The organism is Methylotenera mobilis 13, assembly GCF_000384255.1.
GTDB lineage: Bacteria > Pseudomonadota > Gammaproteobacteria > Burkholderiales > Methylophilaceae > Methylotenera > Methylotenera mobilis_B.
On record NZ_KB913035.1, the window covers coordinates 2,022,028 to 2,045,944 of the forward strand.

At 40.9% G+C, this 23,917-nt stretch carries 20 protein-coding genes; 15 read left to right on the top strand and 5 right to left on the bottom strand.

From position 1 onward, the window contains the following. Window positions 1–117 precede the first annotated feature (117 nt). From A391_RS0109595 to A391_RS0109650, 13 genes are all read left to right on the top strand, one after another. Window positions 118–1,194 carry an SAM-dependent methyltransferase gene (locus A391_RS0109595; RefSeq protein WP_019899019.1) on the top strand — a complete coding sequence of 359 codons (1,077 nt, stop codon included), beginning with the start codon at window positions 118–120 and terminating at the stop codon, window positions 1,192–1,194. Between the two features lie 15 nt (window positions 1,195–1,209). After that, window positions 1,210–1,719, top strand: a complete 510-nt coding sequence (locus tag A391_RS0109600; protein WP_019899020.1) for a DUF2878 domain-containing protein — start codon at window positions 1,210–1,212, stop codon at window positions 1,717–1,719. A 4-nt stretch (window positions 1,720–1,723) separates the two neighbouring features. Then, the gene (locus A391_RS0109605) at window positions 1,724–2,497 is read left to right on the top strand and encodes a DUF1295 domain-containing protein (protein WP_019899021.1); all 774 of its coding nucleotides are present in this window, start codon (window positions 1,724–1,726) and stop codon (window positions 2,495–2,497) included. A 33-nt stretch (window positions 2,498–2,530) separates the two neighbouring features. Next, complete coding sequence (locus A391_RS0109610; RefSeq protein ID WP_157261345.1) at window positions 2,531–3,178, top strand: DUF6134 family protein; 648 nt, start codon at window positions 2,531–2,533, stop codon at window positions 3,176–3,178. Window positions 3,179–3,216: 38 nt separating this feature from the next. Further along, on the top strand, window positions 3,217–3,723 hold the full coding sequence (locus A391_RS0109615) for a lipocalin family protein (RefSeq protein ID WP_019899023.1): 507 nt from the start codon (window positions 3,217–3,219) through the stop codon (window positions 3,721–3,723). Between the two features lie 61 nt (window positions 3,724–3,784). Continuing rightward, window positions 3,785–4,729 (top strand): acyl-CoA desaturase, encoded by a 945-nt coding sequence (locus tag A391_RS0109620; protein ID WP_019899024.1) that lies wholly within the window; start codon window positions 3,785–3,787, stop codon window positions 4,727–4,729. A gap of 72 nt (window positions 4,730–4,801) precedes the next feature. Then, the gene (locus A391_RS0109625) at window positions 4,802–6,055 is read left to right on the top strand and encodes an NAD(P)/FAD-dependent oxidoreductase (protein WP_029144110.1); all 1,254 of its coding nucleotides are present in this window, start codon (window positions 4,802–4,804) and stop codon (window positions 6,053–6,055) included. After that, complete coding sequence (locus A391_RS0109630; RefSeq protein ID WP_019899026.1) at window positions 6,042–6,836, top strand: DUF1365 domain-containing protein; 795 nt, start codon at window positions 6,042–6,044, stop codon at window positions 6,834–6,836. Before A391_RS0109625 ends, A391_RS0109630 begins: the two co-directional genes overlap by 14 nt. A 14-nt stretch (window positions 6,837–6,850) precedes the next feature. Next, the gene (locus A391_RS0109635) at window positions 6,851–8,131 is read left to right on the top strand and encodes an SAM-dependent methyltransferase (protein WP_019899027.1); all 1,281 of its coding nucleotides are present in this window, start codon (window positions 6,851–6,853) and stop codon (window positions 8,129–8,131) included. A gap of 127 nt (window positions 8,132–8,258) precedes the next feature. Next, window positions 8,259–9,005 carry a tRNA (5-methylaminomethyl-2-thiouridine)(34)-methyltransferase MnmD gene (mnmD, locus tag A391_RS13910; RefSeq protein ID WP_019899028.1) on the top strand — a complete coding sequence of 249 codons (747 nt, stop codon included), beginning with the start codon at window positions 8,259–8,261 and terminating at the stop codon, window positions 9,003–9,005. Further along, window positions 8,998–10,236, top strand: a complete 1,239-nt coding sequence (mnmC, locus tag A391_RS13915) for an FAD-dependent 5-carboxymethylaminomethyl-2-thiouridine(34) oxidoreductase MnmC (protein ID WP_019899029.1) — start codon at window positions 8,998–9,000, stop codon at window positions 10,234–10,236. Before mnmD ends, mnmC begins: the two co-directional genes overlap by 8 nt. Before the next feature lie 9 nt (window positions 10,237–10,245). Next, entirely contained in the window at window positions 10,246–12,354 is a 2,109-nt protein-coding gene (locus A391_RS0109645) for a tetratricopeptide repeat protein (protein WP_019899030.1), read from the top strand. Window positions 12,355–12,485: 131 nt separating this feature from the next. Then, window positions 12,486–13,589 carry a PilT/PilU family type 4a pilus ATPase gene (locus A391_RS0109650; protein ID WP_019899031.1) on the top strand — a complete coding sequence of 368 codons (1,104 nt, stop codon included), beginning with the start codon at window positions 12,486–12,488 and terminating at the stop codon, window positions 13,587–13,589. Window positions 13,590–13,747: 158 nt separating this feature from the next. On the opposite strand, the gene A391_RS0109655 is transcribed toward A391_RS0109650, so the two are convergent. Next, entirely contained in the window at window positions 13,748–16,195 is a 2,448-nt protein-coding gene (locus tag A391_RS0109655; protein ID WP_232416169.1) for a chemotaxis protein CheW, read from the bottom strand. Window positions 16,196–16,679: 484 nt separating this feature from the next. Here A391_RS0109655 and A391_RS0109660 point away from each other — a divergent pair, with 484 nt between their 5' ends. Next, window positions 16,680–18,767 carry a bifunctional diguanylate cyclase/phosphodiesterase gene (locus A391_RS0109660; RefSeq protein ID WP_019899033.1) on the top strand — a complete coding sequence of 696 codons (2,088 nt, stop codon included), beginning with the start codon at window positions 16,680–16,682 and terminating at the stop codon, window positions 18,765–18,767. A 328-nt stretch (window positions 18,768–19,095) separates the two neighbouring features. Here the strand turns inward: A391_RS0109660 and A391_RS0109665 are convergent, their stop codons facing one another. Next, window positions 19,096–19,989 carry a DMT family transporter gene (locus A391_RS0109665; RefSeq protein ID WP_019899034.1) on the bottom strand — a complete coding sequence of 298 codons (894 nt, stop codon included), beginning with the start codon at window positions 19,987–19,989 and terminating at the stop codon, window positions 19,096–19,098. Window positions 19,990–20,003: 14 nt separating this feature from the next. Between A391_RS0109665 and dapC the strand changes: the two genes are divergently transcribed. Beyond that, window positions 20,004–21,206 carry a succinyldiaminopimelate transaminase gene (dapC, locus tag A391_RS0109670; RefSeq protein ID WP_019899035.1) on the top strand — a complete coding sequence of 401 codons (1,203 nt, stop codon included), beginning with the start codon at window positions 20,004–20,006 and terminating at the stop codon, window positions 21,204–21,206. Between the two features lie 71 nt (window positions 21,207–21,277). Here the strand turns inward: dapC and A391_RS0109675 are convergent, their stop codons facing one another. Genes A391_RS0109675 through miaA form a run of 3 tightly spaced genes read right to left on the bottom strand, consistent with a single transcriptional unit; the run spans window position 21,278 to window position 23,760 of the window. Next, entirely contained in the window at window positions 21,278–22,210 is a 933-nt protein-coding gene (locus A391_RS0109675) for a DUF2157 domain-containing protein (protein WP_019899036.1), read from the bottom strand. Between the two features lie 9 nt (window positions 22,211–22,219). Next, window positions 22,220–22,813 carry a hypothetical protein gene (locus tag A391_RS0109680; RefSeq protein ID WP_232416170.1) on the bottom strand — a complete coding sequence of 198 codons (594 nt, stop codon included), beginning with the start codon at window positions 22,811–22,813 and terminating at the stop codon, window positions 22,220–22,222. Further along, the gene (gene miaA / locus A391_RS0109685) at window positions 22,810–23,760 is read right to left on the bottom strand and encodes a tRNA (adenosine(37)-N6)-dimethylallyltransferase MiaA (RefSeq protein WP_019899041.1); all 951 of its coding nucleotides are present in this window, start codon (window positions 23,758–23,760) and stop codon (window positions 22,810–22,812) included. The genes A391_RS0109680 and miaA overlap by 4 nt, the downstream gene beginning before the upstream one ends. Window positions 23,761–23,917: the final 157 nt, after the last annotated feature.

The window sequence follows — 23,917 nt, forward strand, 5'->3', positions numbered from 1 at the left end:
ACTTGACCAATGTGGTCGAGTGTCTATAAAAAATACAACCATGCATTCGCTGTATTTAGTACTAATACAGCCAATAGTACGTAGCTTCTAGCAAAAATAAAACAAAGAAAGATCACTATGCAGCTTACAAGCTTAGCCATTAATCTTGCAGAAAATGGAAAAATCCCAGACTGTTTAATTCGATATGGTATTCGAAACCTTTCTAAACAGCGATTGGCCGAAATCAATGCAACTGACTGTGAAAAAAGTGCTGAAATACAATCCAAGTTTATTGAGGCAATGAATACAGCTTCTGTAGCGCTTGTACCAGAGCTTGCTAATACTCAGCATTACGAGGTTCCATCTGAATTTTTCTCTCTGTGCTTAGGTATTCACAAAAAATATAGTAGCTGTTTTTGGCTACCAGAAACCCAATCTCTAGATGAAGCTGAAGCTAACGCTTTAGATTTAAGTTGCGCACATGCTGACTTAAAAGACGGGCAAACCATATTAGAGCTGGGATGTGGTTGGGGCTCTCTTACACTATGGATGGCAGCTCGTTATCCTAATACTAAAATTACAGCAGTCTCTAACTCTAACTCTCAACGTGAATACATTACAGCCCGTGCAAAAGAAAGAGGCTTGAATAATATACGTGTTATCACTTGCGACATGAATCATTTTGACCCGTCAAATTACATCAATGAGCAGTTCCATCCCAAAAATGGTTTTGATCGAGTCGTGTCAATTGAGATGTTTGAGCATATGCGTAACCACAAGGCGTTATATAAGAAGATTCATGATTGGCTGAGCCCTGGCGGTAAATTCTTTATGCATATTTTTGTACATAGAAGCACCCCCTATTTATTTGAAGTACAGGGTGAAGATGATTGGATGAGTCAATTCTTCTTTTCTGGCGGCATGATGCCAAGTGATGACTTGCCATTAAACTTTCAATCAGACCTACAGCTAGTTGAACGCTGGCGCTGGGATGGCACACACTATGAAAAAACAGCAAATGCTTGGCTTGAAAATATGGACCATCATCACAATGAGATGACCGCCATATTAGAAAAGACATACGGTGCTGAACATGCAGAGCAATGGCGTAACCGTTGGCGCATCTTTTTTATGGCCTGCGCCGAGTTGTTTGGCTATAAAAATGGTCAGGAATGGTGGGTAACTCACTATCAATTCGAACGTCCATCTCAATAGATAAAAAGACGGCTGATGCTAATACTTAATTTCATTCTGTTTCAAATTGCATGGTTTGCCTGCGTCTTAGGCGCAGCCAATGCAATGCCATGGTTAGGTGTTTTGGTCACAGTAGTGATATTAATTTGGCATCTATATAAGTCTAAAAATGTTAAGAATGAACTGAAACTACTCGTTTACACACTGGTGATTGGCGCATTTTTAGATCAAGCCTTACTTTCATTTAATCTAGTTAATTATGTACATCACGGCTGGCATCAATTTATCGTGCCCGTATGGATTTTAGCCCTTTGGTTGGCATTTGGGACTACGTTGAATATGAGTTTGGCGTGGATGCACAAACGATATTACGTAAGCGTTATTTTTGGCATGATTGGTGGGCCATTAGCATATCTTGCTGCTGAGAAACTAGGTGCAGTAACAATGACTGGCCAATTATCTTTTGTTGTATTGGCCATTGGTTGGGCCACTATAACACCTGCCCTACTTTATATTGCTCGTCGTGTGAATATTGTTAAAAGGTGATGAGATGCCAGTATTAGATCTATATTTAAACGGATTGTGGGCAATGCTTGGATTTGGCTTAATTGGTTGGATAATAAGTGTGTTCAGAAATAACGTGACACATGTCGATAGCATGTGGAGTTTGTTTTTTCTAGTTGCTGGATTCGCCTATATCGAGTCATTCAGCACGATCAGTGACAGAGGCATGCTTGTCACCATTTTAGTCGCTACTTGGGCGTTACGTTTATGCATTTACTTAACGTGGCGGAACTGGGGACCACATGAAGACCATCGCTACGCTGCTATCCGCAAAAATAACGCGCCGTATTTTAGATGGAGCAGCATTTATATCGTGTTTGGTTTACAGGCCGTATTGGCTTGGATTATTTCATTACCAATTTTGGGCGGAGTCACCTCCAGCACACCGTTAAATATGATTGATATGCTGGGCATGTTGATTGCCATTTTCGGCATCGTCTGGGAATCAATTGCAGATTGGCAATTAAGCAGATTTAAACATCACGCCACTAATAAGTATAAAGTCCTTGATACTGGAGTTTGGCGTTACTCTCGACACCCTAACTACTTTGGCGAGTGTTGTGTATGGTGGGGATTTTTCATTATTGCAGCAGCAGGCGGTGCTTGGTGGTCAATTCCCTCAGCGATATTAATGACATTATTACTACTTAAAGTGAGTGGTGTAGCACTATTAGAAAAAGATATTGCAGAACGTCGACCTGAATATTTGCGCTACATTAAAACTACCAATGCTTTTATACCTGGTAAACCCAGAAGTTAAATTTCATCATTAATGATTGCACTTACACACCTCATGAAATCATTACGTTTGCTCGCTCATACACTGCTCACACTGCTACTCGTATTACTATCGAGCAGTAGCTATGCTAAAGAATGGGCTTTTGATGTGTATTTAGATAAAACAAAAATCGGCGAACACATATTCAATTTAAGTGAAGATAAAACGCTCACAAGCCGTGCAAAATTTAATGTGAAACTACTGTTCATTAATGCTTACCAATACGATCACCAAGCAACCGAAAGTTGGGATAAAAATTGCATTAAAAGTTTAGAAGCAGACACATTAGAAAACAAAATAAAAACGGTAGTGAAAGGACAGCGTCAAGCTGACCATTTTGAGGTAAGTAATGGAAAAGAATCACAAAGCCTACCTAGTTGCACAATGACTTTTGCCTATTGGAACCAAAGAATTTTAGAGCAATCCAAGTTACTCAATCCGCAAAATGCTGAGTATTTAGACACCTCAGTGAAAAAATTAGGCAAAAAAACACTAGAAGTAAAAGGTAAGGCTTTAGAAACACTTCACTATAAGCTTGATGCTAGTTTAAATGGAAAACCTAAACTAAACATTGAGTTATGGTATTCAGCTGATCAACAGGAATGGGTTGGTTTAAAATCAATCACCCCAGAAGGTTATCAGATTTATTACAAATTAAAATAATTAACCATATGATGAATATAACAAAAAGGCTTATTTTTATGTCTCTATTAGCGAGTCTAATATCTGCTTGTGCGGGTAAGCAGCTAACACCTATTGCCACGGTTCCTCAAGTAGATTTACCTAAATTCATGGGTGATTGGTACGTGATTGCTGCGATTCCAACTGCGATTGAAACTGAGTCTTACAATGCAATTGAGAGCTACAAGCTTGATGACGATGGCACGATTGCCACTACCTTTACCTTTAATAAAGGTAGCTTAACTGGGCCACAGAAAAAATACGAGCCTCGTGGTTTTGTTGTGAAAAACTCAGGCAATGCTACATGGGGTATGCAATTTATATGGCCAATTAAAGCGGAATATTTAATCGCTCACCTTGATAAAGACTATACACAAACAGTGATTGCACGAAATGCCAGAGATTATGTATGGATTATGGCTAGGACTCCGAAAATAAGCGAAGAAGACTACAAAAAGCTGACAACGCTTGTCAACAACCTAGGCTATGACATGACCAAGCTTCGTCGCGTACCTCATAACCGCTAATATTAATTTAAGCAGTTGCCATTGAGCATCAAAAGAAATATACGAAAACCCAGTAAACATTATGTTTAATAAATTACTTTCATGGTTTGATAATCACTCAGTTCAACTTCATGCCGATGTTGACACTGTCAAGAACCAATGGCACACGATAGATTGGCTTCGTGTCGCTCCTTTTATCTTAATGCATGTTGCATGTTTTGCAGTGCTATTTGTAGGGTTTAGCTGGTTTGCGTTAGGGTTTGCACTTGTACTTTACTTAATAAGAATGTTCGCAATTACCGCTTTTTATCACCGTTATTTTTCACACAGAGCCTTCCGCACTACCCGTGTCTTTCAGTTTATTCTAGCCTTGATTGGTGCCACTGCAGTGCAGCGTGGCCCTATTTGGTGGGCATCTCATCACCGTCACCATCATTTGTACTCTGACGAAACCGAAGATGCACACTCACCTGTACAACATGGCTTTTTATGGAGCCACATTGGGTGGTTTTTATCGTCCAAACACTTCACAGCACAAACTGAAAATGTAAAAGAACTATCGAGGTATACCGAGCTTCGACTTTTAGATCGTTTTGATGCCATCATCCCAGTCATATTAGCAGTTGGCATCTACTTACTAGGCGATTGGCTAGCACATGCGTATCCAAATTTAAGCACAAATGGAATGCAGTTACTGGTTTGGGGATTTGCAGTTTCAACTGTAGTGCTTTACCACGCAACATTTACCGTTAACTCCCTCGCTCATGTATGGGGTAAACGCCGTTACGCTACAACTGACCAAAGTAGAAACAACTTTTGGATTGCGTTAGCCACATTAGGTGAAGGTTGGCATAACAATCATCATCATTACCCAGGTTCTGCCAAACAGGGTTTTTACTGGTGGGAAGTTGATCTAACCTACTATGGCCTAAAATTACTGGCAATGTGTGGGCTGATATGGGACTTACGCACTGTACCTGTATCGATAAGAGAGTCTCGTAAAATTAAACAAGACCATAAGCTTTAGCACTACTGATCAACACATAACCAAATAAGAACAATCCGACTTTTAGTTTTAACCTCTTTGAAAGACCTCAGTTTGAAAATAGCGATTATAGGAAGCGGGATTGCAGGTAATACGATTGCACACTACCTGCATGCAAATCATGACATCACCGTATTTGAAGCTGAAAGTCATATTGGCGGACATACTCATACGCATCAAGTTCAGCATGAAGGTAAAACCGTCAATGTCGATACAGGTTTTATTGTATTTAATGATCGCACCTACCCTCACTTTATCAATTTATTGAATGAGCTAAACGTTGCGTGGCAACCGAGCAGCATGAGCTTTAGTGTACGCTGTGAAAACACAGGCCTAGAATATAACGGCACTAGTCTGAATAGCTTATTTGCACAACGTATTAATCTATTCAAACCTTCGTTCCACCGCATGATTCGTGACATTTTACGATTCAATAAAACATCACTGGAGCTATTAGCTGATGGAAATGAAATAAAACTTGGTGACTACTTAAGACAAGGCAACTATAGCCAACAGTTTATAGATCAGTATATTGTGCCAATGGGTGCAGCTATCTGGTCAACCGATGCAACACAAATGCTTTCTTTTCCAGCGCGTTTTTTTGTACGATTTTTTCATCACCATGGCATGTTAACCGTGAATGATAGACCTGAATGGCGCACTATATCAGGTGGGTCAGCCAGTTATGTATATGCACTAACGACACCGTTTAAGCATAAAATCAGGCTCAACACACCAGTAGAAAGTGTACGCCGCTTAAAAACGTCCGTGCGGGTAAAACCAATCAATGGTGAGGAAGAAAAATTTGATTTTGTCTTTTTTGCGTGTCATAGCGACCAAGCACTGAAGATGTTATTAGATAAAACAGCAGAGGAAACACAAATACTTGGTGCAATCCCCTATCAAGAGAATACCATCTTTTTACACCATGACATCAATCTGATGCCAAAAAGAAAACTTGCATGGGCAGCATGGAATTATCACGTGACTAACCCAGCATCAAACAAAGTTGCGGTGACTTACAACATGAACATACTGCAAGGTTTGCAATCCGTAGAGCCTTTATTGGTGACACTCAACCATACCCATGATATTCATCCAGACAAAGTGATTAAACGCTTAACCTATATGCACCCTGTCTATACCCTAGCAGGTGCGGCTGCACAGGCAAGACATAGTGAGATAAGTGGCATAAACCGCACTGCTTATGCTGGTGCTTATTGGCGAAATGGTTTTCACGAGGATGGTGTGGTGAGCGCGTTAGAAGCACTCAAGCATTTTGAGCAGTACATCAATGCATCAACATAAATTATCTAGTAGTGCTATTTATCAGGGTTGGGTATCTCACCAGCGCTTCAAACCCAAGGCCCATGGCTTTGGCTATCAGGTATTTATGATGTTTTTAAACTTAGATGAACTGCCATCATTATTTAAAAACAATACGTTTTGGTCTTTTGAATCTAGAAATTTTGCATGGTTTAAACGTGCGGACTATTTTGGGGATCCAAACAAATTACTAAAAGACGAAATCAGCCAATTAGTTGAAGCCAACACAGGAAAGAAGCCTAAAGGCCCCATCTGCATGTTAACGAATATGCGTTATTTTGGTTATTGTTTTAACCCTGTCACATTTTATTACTGTTTTGAAGATGACGGAGAAACATTACAGGCAGTTGTAAGCCACATTACCAATACGCCTTGGAATGAGTCATTTGCTTATGTGCATGATTACTCAAAAAACAGAACTGTAAAATTTACAAACAATGGCGAACTTTCTATTTTTAAGTTTAGTAAAGCATTCCATGTGTCGCCATTTATGCCAATGAATATTGATTATGACTGGGCGTTTCAACTAGAAGAAAATCAATTGCATATACACATGAAAAATCTTCAAGATGAACATCTAATCTTTAATGCCACACTGTCGCTGACTCGAACAGAACTTACCCCGTCTAAACTCAATATACTGCTCATCAAATACCCGTTGATGACAATTAAAGTAGTACTAGCAATTTATTGGAACGCATTAAAACTGTGGCTCAAACGATTACCGTTTCATTCACATCCGAACTCTACCCATCAACCTTGATGCTCTAAAAATTTATGACAACACCCACCCTACAACAAGAAAAACTAACGACCAGCCTACGTCCAAAGAATCGGGCAAAGTGGGTTGCTGATTTAGCAAAACATAAAATTCTGCAACGACTGAAGCATTTGCATACTGGTCAATTAACCTTGATAGACGGTGAAGAAACGCACAGCTTTGGCCAAACATCCACTGAGTTGCATGCGGTGATTAAGGTTCATGATAGTCGATTTTATGGTGAAATTGCTTTTGGCGGCAGTATCGGCGCTGGTGAGGCTTACATGCTGGGCTACTGGACCACTGACCACCTCACTGAGTTGGTCAGGATTATGTGTATCAATCAATCAGTAATGGATGCACTAGAAGGTGGCTACCAATGGTTGACCAAGCCGATTCTTAAAGTATTGCATTGGTTAAATAGCAATACAACAGAAGGCAGCCGTAAAAATATTGCAGCACATTATGACTTAGGCAATGAGTTGTTTCAGTTATTTTTAGATCCAACCATGATGTACTCAAGTGCGATATTTAACCACCAAACACAGACACTGCAACAAGCATCCGAATTAAAACTAAAAACCATTTGCGATAAACTCGATTTAAAACCAACTGACCACGTGGTCGAAATTGGGACAGGCTGGGGTGGTTTTGCGATTTATGCGGCAAAACATTACGGTTGCAGAGTCACGACGACGACTATCTCTAAACAACAGTTTTCACTTGCAAAACTACGCGTGGAGGCGGCTGGGCTTAGTGACAAAATCACATTATTACTTGAAGATTATCGCCATTTAGATGGTGTGTTTGATAAATTAGTCACCATTGAAATGATTGAAGCCGTTGGACATCAGTTTTATGACACTTACTTTGCAAAAGTAGGTGCATTACTCAAACCTGACGGGCTTGCCTTGATTCAGGCAATTACGATTACCGATCAACGTTACGAGTCGGCTAAATCTTCAGTAGATTTTATTCAACGCTATATTTTTCCAGGCTCGTGCATCCCTTCTAACACTGCTATGCTTAATAGTATTACGCGGATGAGTGATATGAGATTAATTGATCTTGAAGATATTGGTCCACACTACGCAACGACACTGGGCATGTGGCGGATGAATTTCTTTAAAAACATCAACCAAGTACGTGCATTAGGTTACTCAGAAGAATTCATCAAAATGTGGGAGTTCTATTTCTGCTACTGTGAAGGTGGCTTTATCGAACGCGCCCTAGACGATGTCCACCTATTATTAGCCAAGCCAAATAATAAAAGAGACACGCTTACACCAAAAGACTAATACGAGTATTCATCCATTCTCGTTACCTGACTTGATAGTTGTCTGACTTACGCTGCTTTTATGGTTTAAAATTGAGATCAACTTGCGAATACGCTATTTGGCCTCTATTTAATCGGTATTAAAACGTATGTCAGACAACATCACACCTCATTCAGGCAACGAAGATAGGGCCATCCCTGCAGAATTAACATGGGTAGATGGTTTACCCTACTCATCCAAGTTTCAAGATGTTTATTTTTCTAGTGATAACGGCTTATTAGAAACTGAATATGTCTTTTTACAAGGTAACGATTTACCAATACGCTGGCAACAGGCTGATATAAAAAACTTTACCATTATTGAAACTGGGTTTGGCACAGGCTTAAACTTCTTATGTGCAGCTAAGCTATGGCTTGCAACGGCACCGGAGCATGCGGTATTGCATTTTGTTAGCGTAGAGAAATACCCACTTAGCTTGAGTGACATCTCAACCGCGTTAGCATTGTGGCCAGAACTCTCTGAATTAAGTACTCCTCTGATTCATCAATACGAGTCCTTGATGAATACAACATCTATTAGCCTGTACAACCATAGAATCCAGCTGTCTGTATATATAGGCGATGCCACCGATCAATTAGCACGCATCACTCATGTTGCTGATGCTTGGTTTCTGGATGGTTTCTCTCCTGCTAAGAACCCAGAGATGTGGCACAGCGGCTTGTTCTCAGAAGTGGCAAAACATGCCAAACCCTTAACCACATTCGCAACATTTACCAGTGCTGGAGGTGTAAGAAGAGGCTTAATCAACGCAGGGTTTAAGGTAAACAAGCGCACAGGGTTTGGTAAAAAACGTGAAATGCTTTGTGGGGAATTCATAGGTAAGCCGCATGGCTAATAGTGCAATTGTGATTGGTGGTGGCATTGCTGGTAGCAGTAGTGCTTATGCATTGGCTAAACGCGGTATTAAAGTCACGCTCATTGAGCGTAATGCAGAAATTGCCAGTGCCGCCTCAGGCAATCCGCTCGCGATGTTATATCCACGCTTAAGTGGCGATGACTTAAGTAGTCAATTTGCATTAGATAGCTACCTATATAGCTTGGCGTTTTATCAATCTCTTAATCTACCTGCCTCTGACTTTTCGATGTGTGGCATGTTGCAACTTGGGTTCAACGCTAGAGAGCTATCACGCATTAAAAAAGTGGCTACGCGCAATTACCCTACTAGCGTGCTCCAATATGTGTCGCATAATGAAGCTAGCACCATCGCAGGCATTTCGATTGACCATGATGCATTATATTTCCCAACAGCGGCATGGATACAACCAAAGAACCTATGTCACTATTTAACGCAACATCCAAACATTACGATTATTAACACACAGCAAGTCAATCAGCTGATTAAGCAAGCGCAAGGTTTTGAGGTTTACAGTCACCATCATTTACTCGCAACAGCAGATGTACTTATCATTGCGAATGCTAACGATGCACAACAACTGCTACCTGATTTACCGCTACAGACAAAAGCAGTACGCGGTCAGGTGAGCGTGCTGGATTCAACGATTAATAGCCGCAAAGTGAACACCATTATTTGCAGCGATGGCTACTTAAGTCCATCCGCTTATACCGCACAATCTCATTGCTTAGGTGCTTCATTTTCTGACACACAAACCACCTCAACCGAACCGCTTGATTTAACCCTGACAGAGGCAGACCATACTTCTAACTTAAATAAACTCAACAACATCTCACCAGCACTCTATCAGGACTTGAAACAAAACCTGACTGGGGGTCGCGTTTCTTACCGATGTTCCACCAGCGACTACTGGCCGTTAGTGGGTGAATTAATCGATGGTGCTAATCTCACAAAAAACCCTGTAAGACCAAGTGCATCATCTGAATCACTACCGTGGTTATCAGGTTTATATATCAACGCGGCACATGGCAGCAAAGGGTTCACCAGTGCACCATTATGTGCAGAGCTGCTAGCAAGTATGATTTGTCATCAGCCTTTACCCGTAAGCAATGAACTGGCTTGCCAACTTAACCCCAATCGATTCTTGCTCAAAGCGTTAGGATTAAAGAAATTGGCAAAAACCATCGCCTCTCAGCATAAAAATTCAGGTTAAAATGAGTCTATGGCGCAATCTCATTATCTAGCAGCAGTTCAACATCATCGTGTAGGCCAATTAGCAGAAGCAGAGTCGCTTTACCTACAAGTGCTATCCCTGCAACCCAAACATGCTGATGCACACCATATGCTAGGCCTTGTGTATTATCAAACCAATCGGGCCGCACTCGCGGTGTCACATATTGAACAAGCGCTCGCCATTAATCCTAAACAGGTGGAATATTTAAACCACTACGGTTTAGCATTGCGTGAAAACGGCCAAGTTGATGCTGCTATCAAAAGTTTTCAACAAGCAATTTTATTGCAACCTAAAGACCTTGACATCCAACTTAACCTTGGCAACACAATGCTTGCTGCTAACCGGTTTGAAGAAGCTGCAGGCTACTACCGACGTGTATTAAGAGTGAGACCAAAAGCTGATGACATACGTGAGGCACTTTGTCACTGCTTATCATCACTGGGGAATCAAGCACATGCACTTGGCAATTTCATCCAGGCGGAAGCTTGCTTTCAGGAAGCCTTACTATTTACCCCGCAAGATGCGGCACTGCTATATAACCTAGGCAACGCACAACGCGAGTTAGGCAAACCTAATGATGCCGCTAAGCAATACCAAAAAGCAATTCAGCTGGCGCCTAATGATGCCGATACACATAACAACTTAGGTAACGTACAGCGCGAATTAGGTCAGTTAGATTTAGCCGTCGCAAGCTATCAAATAGCACTCACACTCAACCCTAAGCTGCACCACGCCAAAGTGCATCTGGTTCACCAAAAGCAACATATGTGTGATTGGCAGGAGCTAGATGATGATATTCAACAGATACGCCAGTGGGTAAAACATGAGCCTAGCGCACAAATCTCCCCATTCGCTTTTCTGGCGATGCCTTCTACCACGGCAGAAGAGCAAAAGACTTGTGCTAACAACTGGGTCAATAATCGCTACGCGCAACTGATTCAACTTAGCAAACAACTCAACTTTAACCATGCCGCTACCTCTAACAAGAAAATTAAAATAGGCTATTTATCTGCGGATTTCAGATTACACCCACTGGCTTTTCTGATTAGTGAACTCATCGAACTACATGATAAAAGCCAATTTGAAATTCACGCTTTTTCCTATGGCATCAATGATAAAACTAGCGCAAGAATAAGGTTAGAAAAAGCATTTGATCATTTTCATGATATTCGCACACTGTCTGAAATAGATGCCGCGAAGAAAATACATATTGCTGGTATTGATATTTTGGTGGATTTAACTGGTTTTACACAAACTAGCCGCAGTGGTATTGCAGCACTACGTCCAGCAAAAATCAACGTTAACTGGCTTGGATTTCCAGGTACGATGGGTGACATTCATCACAACAATGAGCCAAGCACGCCATTATTCGACTATCTATTAACTGATAGCTTCATTATCCCACCTACATCAGCTCAGCATTATGCGGAAAAGCTGGCCTTACTACCGTACAGCTACCAACCGAATGACCGCAAACGTCCAGTAGGTAAAACACCTACTCGCGAAGCATGCAATCTGCCCGAAGATGCTTTTGTCTTCTGTAGTTTTAATCAATCATTCAAAATTACACCTGATGTTTTTAATGTGTGGATGCGCCTGCTCACGGCAGAGCCAAATAGTGTGTTGTGGTTGCTAGATTGCAACCCTTGGGCCAAACAGAACCTACTGCGTGAGGCTAAATTAAGGAATATTGAAGCAGAGCGTATTATTTTTGCACCTAGAGTGTCTATAGCGGACCACCTAGCAAGACATGCGCATGCGGACCTATTTTTAGACACACAACCATACAATGCACATACAACTTGTAGCGATGCCTTATGGATGGGTGTGCCAGTATTAACGTGTGTAGGTGACACATTTGCATCACGCGTCGCAGGCAGTTTGCTTCATGCTGCGGGCTTAACGCAACTCATCACTTATTCGCTAGAAGCTTATGAAAATACAGCAATGAGCTTCGTACAGAATAAAGACACGCTGACAAGTATTAAAGAAAAACTAAGCACTGAAAATATGACATCGCCCTTATTTGACACAGCTAAGTTTGCAGAATCGCTTGAAGAATCCTATCGAGAGATACTAAAACAGCATGCTAAATAACCCATATTGGCAGGCTAAATAAAGCAGCACAACTAGCTAATGAGTTCAATTAAAATTATGCTAAAGTCTTTATATGTGCAAATGCACTAAATGATAAAAACAACAAATTTGAGAACATTCAGGACACAACCATGGCAGCAATCGACATCACCCCTGTATTGAAATTTATGCTGGACAAAGGTGGTTCAGATTTATTTTTTAGCTCCGGGACCAGTATTCATATAGAAGTTGAAGGTGAAACCACACCTATTAACGCTCAAGTTATGCAACCTGGCATGATTAAAGAAATTGCTTACTCACTGATGAGTGCGGATCAAATAAAAGAGTTTGAATCAGAGCTCGAGTGCAATTTTGCACTCGGTAAAAAAGATATCGGACGATTCCGCGTTAATGTATTTAAACAACGCGGTGAAGTCGGCATGGTGATTCGCCATATCAAAACTGAAATACCCTCCTTAGAAAGCTTAGGGTTACCACCTGTGCTAAAGGATTTAATCACCCGCAAACGCGGTCTTATTTTGGTAGTTGGTGCGACTGGCTCTGGTAAGTCCACCACACTAGCATCCATGATTGACTTCCGAAACGAAACAACCAACGGCCATATTCTTACCCTTGAAGACCCTATTGAGTTTATACACCCGCATAAAAAATCAGTAGTAGATCAACGTGAAATTGGCATAGACACGCTATCGTTTGAGAATGGCCTTAAGAATGCAATGCGCCAAGCACCGGATGTTATCTTAATTGGTGAGGTGCGCGATATGGATGGAATGAAAAATGCCCTTGCCTATGCTGAAACTGGCCATTTATGTTTAGCCACTCTACATGCGAACAATGCCAATCAAGCGCTTGAACGTGTTATTTCGTTCTTTCCAGAAGATGGTAGAAATGGTTTATTGCTAGGCATGTCGATGAACCTAGTTGCAATTATCTCGCAACGTTTGGTACCGGGTAAGCAAACTAAGCGCGTAGCAGCCACTGAAGTCATGATTAATACGCCGTATATGGGCGAGTTGATACAAAAACAAAAAATGGGTGAAATCAAAGAGATTATGGGAGAGCATGGGGATATTGGCATGCACACTTTTGACCAGTCTTTGTTTAAACTATATGCAAATGGCAAAGTCGACGAAGACAATGCATTAGCCTACGCAGACTCACGCAACGATTTATCTCTGAAAATTCGCTTCGCAGCAGAAGGAACCCGTAACGGGAATGGTGGTATCGGGCTATAGTCGAACAACTCACTCTACATCTACAGTTCAAATAGCCTATACAAACATGGTGATGAGTGCAGCTAACCATGGCAAAACACTATTAAACCTAACTCATCATTTTTAATGCATTCACAATCACTAATACTCATGAATGCATTAAAAAGATGACACCGTATTTATTGCTGTTTCACAGGATCAAACGGATTTGTCAGCATTCTTAGTAAGAAATCCACATCAACGCATTGAATAAACAAATTTCCCTCATTCGCCTTAATAATCCACTTAATCAAATTGCCGCGTTTATCGTTGGCAAGTGGCGTCATGCTTATTTGTGTTTGATTAAACTGCGCTACAGAGTGCAAAGCCCCTACCAGCAAGCCTATTTTATGTTGACCGCACATGATGACAATCACTTGGCTATTGCTATCAACCACAGATGGAACACCGCTTAATAGATAGCTCAGATCATAAACCCACACATAATTCTGGCCCTTGCCCTCATGCTGAACGGCTATCACACCCACACGCTCTGAACGACTACCAATTGACACTGAAGATATCTCTGAGGCCGACAAGGCCTCTAGAACAATTTCCGCTTCTAATGCAAATAGCGTCTCATCCACAAAAAAGGTTGCAAACTCAGGATCTGATGACTGTGTAGAGTCAGATTGAATAATAGATGCTGAGTCATTACCAGAACTAAAGTGATTTCTCACTTCACCGAACGCATCATAAACGACAGCAATGACATCCTCTTTATATCCATCAGTGACTTTAAACTCTCGATAGCCATTAGACACACTGCAACCAAGAATGCAGTAATGACCATCACGTATCACAATACGTGACGCGCTTTTACCATTGGGCAACCTGAGCAAGTCCGGATCAATGTCTAGAGTAGAACCTACCGGACGAGAAGGATCGGTGCTCGAGATAATCTTCGCCTGTCTATCAACGTAAAATGCCTTAATAGATTGATTTTCGGCAATGCCGCCCAGCAACATGGCATTAAACTCAGGCGTGGCATCAAAAACAATGCCGATACCACCAACAACATCAACCCCATCAGGTGACATAATCGCTGCATGGTAAATATAAGTAGGATTATCTTGATAAATTGAACTAGGCTCGAATGGTGAAACATAGTACTGCTGTTCATTACGCAAAGATAACACTTCATTCAGTGTTACATCATCAATAGTCGTGCCTATAATTGAACCATTCTCATCAACAGAGTTAGTGCTAGCGATGATAATGCCTTGTTTATCATAAACAAATATACGCGTGTAAACAGTATACAGTTGGTTAATGTAATTCAATATCTCTGTAATACGGGACACACTCGCCACATCTACTTTTCCAGAAGCAAGCGCCACTCTCAATTCAGGGGTCACCGCCCACCAACGGCAATCATCAGAGCGTTCATATAAATTACGGTCTAGCAAATCAACTAATAAATGCGACATAAACTCAGAATCCTGCAGTCTAGAAGCAAGCACAGTCTCATAAAGATCATTAATTGATTGAGCAAACAACTCGTTACTTCGTGTACCAGTTTCACTAATCTGGTCTAGTATTGTTTTGAGTTTAAACAACTCACCAGTTTGTCCAACAGTCATGACCTGACCATTCCACACAACCCGACGAATCGTTGAGGCAGCCGTCATCACCTCATAAAGCGGAGGACAAAAAGACTGTGCATGAGATAACAACCCTCTGGCCACTTTAGCATCTAAGGATTTCAGAGCACTCGTTTCCTGCCCAGTAAAAGCAATATCTACAGGCGTCATCACTTGGCCTTGCCAACCCTCTGGCCCCATATATCCTTGGTAGCCATTAGCTTTAAAAGTAGCAACAAGGTACTCTCGTCCGCCGTATATCATTAATCCTGATTGAGCATCATGATTCACAGGCACCACAGCACCTACAGGAATCCAGCGAGGATCACTGGTTTCAATCACCTGCTGATTCTGATCTAGCAATAACATCACAGAACGCAAGCTAGGATCGCGATGAGACTGGAAAATGCCAGCCATCTCTTCAACGAAGTTAAAACACAAACATAAAATACCAATCACAGCGCCAGTATCTGGATGCAACATACGTTTAGAATAAATCAGCGCTTTATCTTTGTTTGGGCGCAAATCGGTATGTCGATAAGTTTCTACATAGTCATCAGAGGCTATCGTTTCATGAATCAAAGGATCCAAACTGCCCTCAATCGGTGTTTCTTGATTAATCTGCACCAAAACGTTGCCATGAACATCGAGAAGGATAATTTCATCATAAACCGTATATTTGCTTCTGTAAGCTCTTAAGCGCAAGCGTATATCTTCAATACTCCCACCTACACCAGCCACAAAGCTACATAACTCACGATCTGTCGCTAAAAATCCAACATCTGCAGTACGCTCATAAAGATTACGCACCAAGATATCGATCACATATTTTGCCTTAGTGCCAATCTCGTTAAACACAGTGGCCACTTTCTCATGCACTAAGCTTAACACCAACTCTTTTTCCAACCGATTAAAGCCATCACGGGTTGCAGCCATTGTAGGCAGGATGCTCTTTGCCTCCACTGGGCAGTTCATTTTTGCTGAAGACTCAATAATTCTCCACATTAAATTTAGCTCATGAAGTGATTGTTCACAACGAACAACATCTCTCATAAAAGGTAAATAATTATCTATTTGAAAAGAAGAAATCTGACTCATTTTAAACTCACAGACAATGATTGATAGTTAGTCTTATTACTTGCATTGGTGTTAGATAAGCAATATGTAGGCCAATATAAATATCAATTTACTCCCCTTTAATATTTATATAGGTTGCAGTTACTTAGTGTTTTTAAAATAGAAAAACATGATGGTGCAATGCACTAACTCATGCACTTTAAATGTGCACAAATACTTGGAAAGTAAAAAGGTGAATTAATCATGATGTTGATTTAGGCCGTTTAAAAAGAAGAGCTTGAATGATTAATCCTGAAGTAACGGACTACCATTCAATTGGCATAGTTAATGCTTAATTAATATTGATATAAAACTTGGTATCACATCAACATCAATGAAACTTGCATCACCATCATCTCAATCAGGAACATCAATGACCGCTTTTAAAAACGATAAGCACATGCATGATGCGCTGATGCACAACCTTGAAGGGATGTTGTATTGCTGCCTTTATGATCAAGACTGGACGATGATTTTTGTCAGCAATGGCTGCAAAGAGCTAACTGGTTATGACACCGAAGATCTACTTCATAACAAGTATATTTCTTATGAAATCATGACGTATGAAGATGACCGAGTGATGGTACGTGATGCAATCAAAAACGCACTAAGCAATGGTAACCGATACGAAATTGAATATCGTATCAAGCATGCTAATGGCACTGTTATTTGGGTATGTGAGCGAGGAAATCCAATTTATAACGATGCTGGGGTTGTTACCGCGTTAGAAGGCTATATTCAGAATATTACAAAACGTAAAAGTATCGAACAATCACTTTTAGCAGCAGAACTTAAATACCGCTCGATCTTTGAAAACACGCTCGAAGGTATCTTCCAGACAACCGCTGACGGTCATTATCTAATAGTAAATCAATCACTTGCTCGCATGTATGGTTATAGCTCGCCAGATGAGCTCATCCACGCATTCAACAATATACAAGAGCAGTTATATGTGAAGCCTGGACGTCGTGTGGAATTTGTACAGCTACTTAAAGAAAACGATAGCGTAGAAAAATTTGAATCATTAGTTTACCGAAAAGATAAAAGTACAATCTGGATCTCTGAAAATGCACGAGTTGTGCACGACGAGGCAGGCAACTTGCTCTACTACGAGGGAACAGTTGAGGACATCACAGCACGCAAGAGTTATGAAGAAAAACTCGAATATCAAGCGATGCATGATAGCTTGACGGGTTTACCCAACCGTAACATGCTCAACGATAGACTACAGTTGTGCATCAACTTTGCAAACCGCTATAAAAATAAAATGGCGGTTGCGTTTTTAGACTTAGATCAATTTAAACTGATTAATGACAGCATGGGCCATGAAGTTGGAGACCAGTTGCTTATTATTATGGCAAAAAGATTATCTAGTGCCGTACGCGAAATTGATACTGTAGTTAGGCTAGGTGGCGATGAGTTTGTGATACTACTCACCAATATTGATGATACCAATGATATTTTTCTTAGCATGCAACGCGTGCTTGAGGCGGTTGCTGTTCCATTAACCATCAACAATCTAGATTATTTAGTCACCTGCAGTATTGGTGTCAGCATTTACCCTGATGACGGGCTCGATGCAAATGCGTTACTTCGTAATGCCGATACCGCCATGTACAAAGCCAAAAAAGCAGGTAGAAATAATTTCCAAATTTATACGCAAGCACTAAATGCAGCATTAACCGAACGTGTCACTTTAGAATACAACTTGCGCCAAGCGATTGAACTAGAAGAATTTATATTGCACTATCAACCTAAAGTGAATTTTGCTACAGGTAAGATTTGTGGAGCAGAAGCTTTAATTCGCTGGCAGCCAGAAAATGGTGAATTAATATCGCCACTTAAGTTTATCAATATTGCCGAAGAAACAGGTTTAATAGAGACGATTGGAGAATGGGTGCTTGCAACCGCCTGCTATAAGGCCAAAGCTTTGCAGGAAAAAACTGGCCAATATATCCCTATTGCAGTTAATGTTTCCCCTAGGCAATTTAGACAATCCAACCTAGCCAATACTATCAAAAAGATTTTAGCCGTCACTCAACTAGACCCTAGTTATCTCGAGCTTGAAATTACAGAAAACTCACTGATAGATGATTCATCTAAATTTATCGAAACTTTACACACGCTGAAGAAAATTGGCGTGAAACTAGCCATTGATGATTTTGGCACAGGTTATTCAAGCTTGGCTTATTTAAAAGACTTTCCAATTGATCGATTGAAAATTGATAAAGTATTTGTAAGTAGTATTGAAGATGACCCTGCAAACAAGGCAATACTGAAAGCAATCATTGTCTTAGGACAAAGCCTTGGCATCGAGGTCATTGCTGAGGGCGTAGAAACGCAGTATCAATATGACTACCTTAAATCCATAGGATGCGATGAACTACAAGGGTATTATTATAGTAAGCCACTACCTGAACGGAAGTTTGAGGAGTTCCTGCTAGCGCAACTAGAAAACTAAAATTGCTATTCAACAATCAAAGTGACGGGCCCAAAAGGCAGACCGCCACTTGATTGGCACTAAAGCAAGCTAGATGCAATTGCCTTTTTTTGCTTGTCCTGGTGGACAGTGATGCCCAAAGTGATGACAGCCACTGATCAACAAAGCAGAAGCAACTAATAGTATTGAGATTGTTTTTTTCATCTGGTTAAGATAACACAATTTCAGTCTTAACTGACAATTTGTATGATGCATTTCTGATCAAAATATAGTCTAAGCCCATCATTTTTAAGGTGCTGTAGTCATTGACATGAGTAAGCATCAACAATCGGTGAGTCTTCAATATCAGTTATGTAGCAGTATCTTGATGATGAATACCGGCAAAGATGGCAGCAACAACAATTAAGCTCCCACCAATCCACTCATTCAACGCCATCGTTTCATGGGCAAGATAATAAGAAGCGATGGCAGCAACCACTAATTCAAATAAAAACAATACAGAAGCTCTAGTGGCTTCAACTTTTGATACACCATACTGCACAAAGAAAGTGGCAGCGATTAGCAGTAGTGCAATTAAGAACATCACACCCCAATCGTTTAAAGTAAATATTGTTGGGTTTGGAATTGGCAACTGCATAATCGGCACAAGTAGCAGCGCCACCGTCATCACGCCCACCCAAATAGCATAGGACTTAGCGACTAATGATAAATGGCTAGACTTTCTAGTAATAACATTAGTAAATGAAAACCCTATCCCAGCAGATAGGGCAAGCCATTCTGCTGTATTTCTAGGTAGCGGTAAATATCCGAACTTAGGATCGTGAAGCATAATAAATGCACCAAGCAATGAAGCAGCAATCGCAATATATCCTGTCAGTTGCGTTTTCTCTTTTAACCAAAAATGGGCAAGAATTAAAGTCCATAACGGTGACAAATAAAACAGCAACATGACGCGCATCACTTCACCATCGATAATGGCAAGCACATAACTCAAGTTAGTCCAACCAGCCACCAATCCAAGCCACACGATACTCACCGGGAGTTTGGCGACATCTCGCCAATATTTAGCAAAAAAAACAGATGCGATGACAATCGTAATCGCGTAAGTATAGAAACTAGACGCGACTCCCGATATGCCAGCCTCAGACAACAGACGATATGGATACCAGATAATTCCCCAGCAAAACGCACCGAAAAGTAGACCAAATACCGCAAAAAAGTTTTTATTATTGCTGTTGCTCACTATAATGTTACCTTATGAATCCAAATCTAAATTTATTACAACCATACCCATTTCAACGCCTGCGCGACCTATTTAAAGGGATTACGCCCAATGCAGCGTTTCAACCGATTAACTTATCAATTGGTGAGCCTAAACACGAAACACCACAACTCATTAAAAATGCATTAGTCAACAACCTGAGTGGTTTAGCTAATTATCCCACGACTATAGGCGCTATTGAGCTAAGAAGCACGATTTCCGATTGGATTTCACGCCGCTATCAAATACCTGCACTCAATCCTGAAAAAGCAATCCTGCCAGTTACCGGTAGCCGCGAAGCGCTCTTTGCTTTTGCTCAAGTCATTATTGATCAAACAAAGCCTGACCCGATTGTCATCTCTCCAAATCCGTTTTATCAGATTTACGAAGGAGCTGCCTTTTTAGCTGGTGCTACCCCCTACTTTTTAAATACACTGCCCCATCAGGATCCAACCTATAACCATGTGATGGATTTTTCAAGTGTACCTACTGAAGTGTTAGCGCGTACCCAATTGGTATATGTTTGCAGCCCAGGCAACCCTTCTGGCAAAGTCATGAGTTTAGAGCAATGGCGGACTGTTTTTAGTTTATCAGACCAATACGGCTTTGTAATTGCAGCCGACGAATGCTACTCAGAAATCTATTTTGATGAAGCATCACCACCATTAGGTGCATTACAAGCCGCACATCTACTCGGTAGAGACTATAAAAATCTGGTTGTGTTCAGCTCACTTTCCAAGCGCTCCAACGTGCCGGGCATGCGCTCTGGCTTTGTTGCTGGCGATGAAAAAATTATTGAGTCATTCACGCTTTACCGTACTTATCACGGATGTGCGATGAACCCGGCCGTTCAAGCCGCTTCTATTGCTGCATGGAATGACGAAGCACATGTGATTGAAAACCGCAGGCTCTACGCAGCAAAATTTAAATATGTGACGCCGCTTCTCACTAAAGTGTTGGATGTAGCTATTCCAGATGCAGCATTTTATCTATGGGCAAAAATTAATGACCCTAGCATTTCAGATACGGATTTTGCTGTGAGGTTATATCGAGACCTTAATATTACCGTGCTGCCTGGCAGTTTTTTGGCTCGTGAAGCGCATGGTGTTAATCCAGGAAAAAACTTCATCCGCATGGCACTAGTGGCCTCATATGATGAATGTATTGAGGCTGCTCATCGAATTAGCACTCATTTTTAATCGATTAATCCAACATGGCTAAACCTGAAACACATCAGATTAGCCATGTTGTGATGACGTTTGCACGTATGCTACTTAATGTATTGATTATTTAAACGCACAGCAAGTGCACTCAAACCAATTAAAGCAATGCCAATCATCACCAAAGCAATAGGCCAACCCACAGTATCAGCAAAATGCTCTGCAGTATAATATCCAATATATAACAACATCGTTATTGTACCTACCAATAAGAGTGTCCTACTGCGCACATACGTACTTAAAAATATCGTAAAAGCCGTAGCGCCCAGATACAAAGGTTCCAACAAAGTATTTTCTACAGATTCAAATATTGACCACAATAACAAAATAGCACCAACAAAGTACCAAAACGGGCTAATCGCCATATGCTTAGACTTGTTGATAGCATAAGCGATACACAATAAAGAGCTACCGATTACCATGCCGATCAACTTCTCATTTATATCCCAGATATCAAATAAGTTTGCAAAAAAGATACACCCAAAGAGTATCGCGCCGAATGCCAACACTGTGCGCTGCTTTGCCCAAAAAGTCGCCCCTTGCTGAACCAGCATATAAGCTGCCATAAATAACAAGCCATGACGCACATCACCTCCTGATGAGTACTCTTGCAACATCACCATGATGCCCGTCGGTTGTAATACCGAGGAGATTAAAAATAATGGCGTTGCGGCCCGTTCATATTTACTATCCGCCACACAAATCAATCCCATCACGAATGCCATCAGACCCGTGCCTAATGTCACAATCACACGCGATGCAGAACTAAAGTCATCCCAGTACATTGAAATAAAGACACCAATACCTGCAAATACAAAGATACCGCCTATATATCCAAACAGTTTAGACAGTACACTGCCAGACTCCTCTTGATTAGGTTGTCGTGTGTGCGCCTCTAATGCCAATGCAATTTCTGCCAGACTGATTTGGTTATGTTTCGCTAATGAAACTATATCCTGCAACGCATCATCTTTAAGTGACATCATCGCTCCTTATTTTTTGATAACCCAACCGATAAACTGCACTTGGTTATAGTAATAATGCTGTTGTGTATTTGGAATCTTATAACCAATACTTCCTTTCTTCAGCCTAAAACCGCTGTTACGATAACCATCACCAAACAAGCCACCCACCATACCACCACTGCCGCCATAATTCGGGCCATCTAGGCTATAACCATCAGGAGAAACAATGGTTGTATCAATCAGCAACCCTTCGGTTTCATGTAACACAGCAACACCATTAACCGCTGAAGCAACCGCATTAGGCACATCGATTACAATCTCTCGCACAGTATTCGTCTTAGCATCGTAAGCCATTAATCGTTTCAAATCGTAATTGATATCTTTATTTTCACGTTTCTTCACTTTCACCATCAATTGTTGATTTTTCACTGAAAAATCAAGTGTGTAATCAGTGCTATTTTGGTAGTCATATAACTTGGTGCTGAACAACATTTCATATTGTGGCGGCGCACTCATCAGCTTAGGAATTACGGTCGATGCAAAAAATATAAGAATCAGTATTAATGGAAAAGTCAAACCGACCACTAAAACTAAGTTTTCTTTAATAAAGTTTTTCATCATTGTCCTTTAATAAATGCTGAAACGATATTGAATACATCTTGATGCATTTCTGCACTCAAACAGTCTATTTGTTGCAAATCTTCCATACCACGCAACCAAGTCAACTGCCGCTTTGCGAGCTGGCGAGTAGCAAAAATGCCTCTGTCCCGCAATTCAGATTCTTGATACGCTCCAGCTAAATACTCTAAAGCTTGGCGGTAGCCTACACAGCGCATTGAAGTGCTATCTGATGTCAATGCAGGGTACTTTTTCACTAACGCTTTCACTTCATTAACAAAGCCATCTGCCAGCATATGATCAAACCTGACGGCGATTCGCTCATGTAATACTTTTCGATCACTCGGAACTAGTGCTAACTTGAGCAATCGATATGGCAAGGTATCACCGCTTGTTGCTTGATGTAATGATGTCATCGATTGCCCTGTAATTCTATATACTTCTAAAGCACGTTCTATTCTTTGTACATCATTAGGCTGCAAACGTGCAGCACTTTCAGGGTCAACCAATGCTAATTTGGCATGCATGGCTGGCCAGCCAACTTTCGATGCTTCCTCTTCAATCATGTGCCTAACTTCAGCATCAGCCTCTGGTAACTGGCTAAATCCATTTTCTAAAGCTTTAAAATATAACATCGTGCCACCTACTAACAGTGGAATCTTCCCACGTGAGGTAATGTCAGCCATTAATCTTAATGCATCATTTCTAAATTGTGCAGCTGAGTAAACCGCAGTTGGCGAAATAATATCAATCAAAGCATGCGGCGCCTCTGCTAACAACGCTGCGTTAGGTTTGGCAGTTCCAATATTCATCTCTTGATAAACCAATGCTGAATCTACGCTGATCAGTTCTACAGGTAGATTTTTATAAAGATATGCTGCTAAATCGGTTTTTCCGCTAGCAGTTGGCCCCATTAAAAAGATAGCTGGTGGCAGTGTTGTTTGATTCATTCAATACATTCTTAATTAAGATACACTCTGAAGTAATGTAACTATTGTTAATCATAGCAATGACCCTTTTGGGCCGTTACTTCTTGCAATCAGGTCTAGATGAAATCTGTATAATATTGTTATTAGCTGATATTAATTTGCCTTGATTGTATGGCGC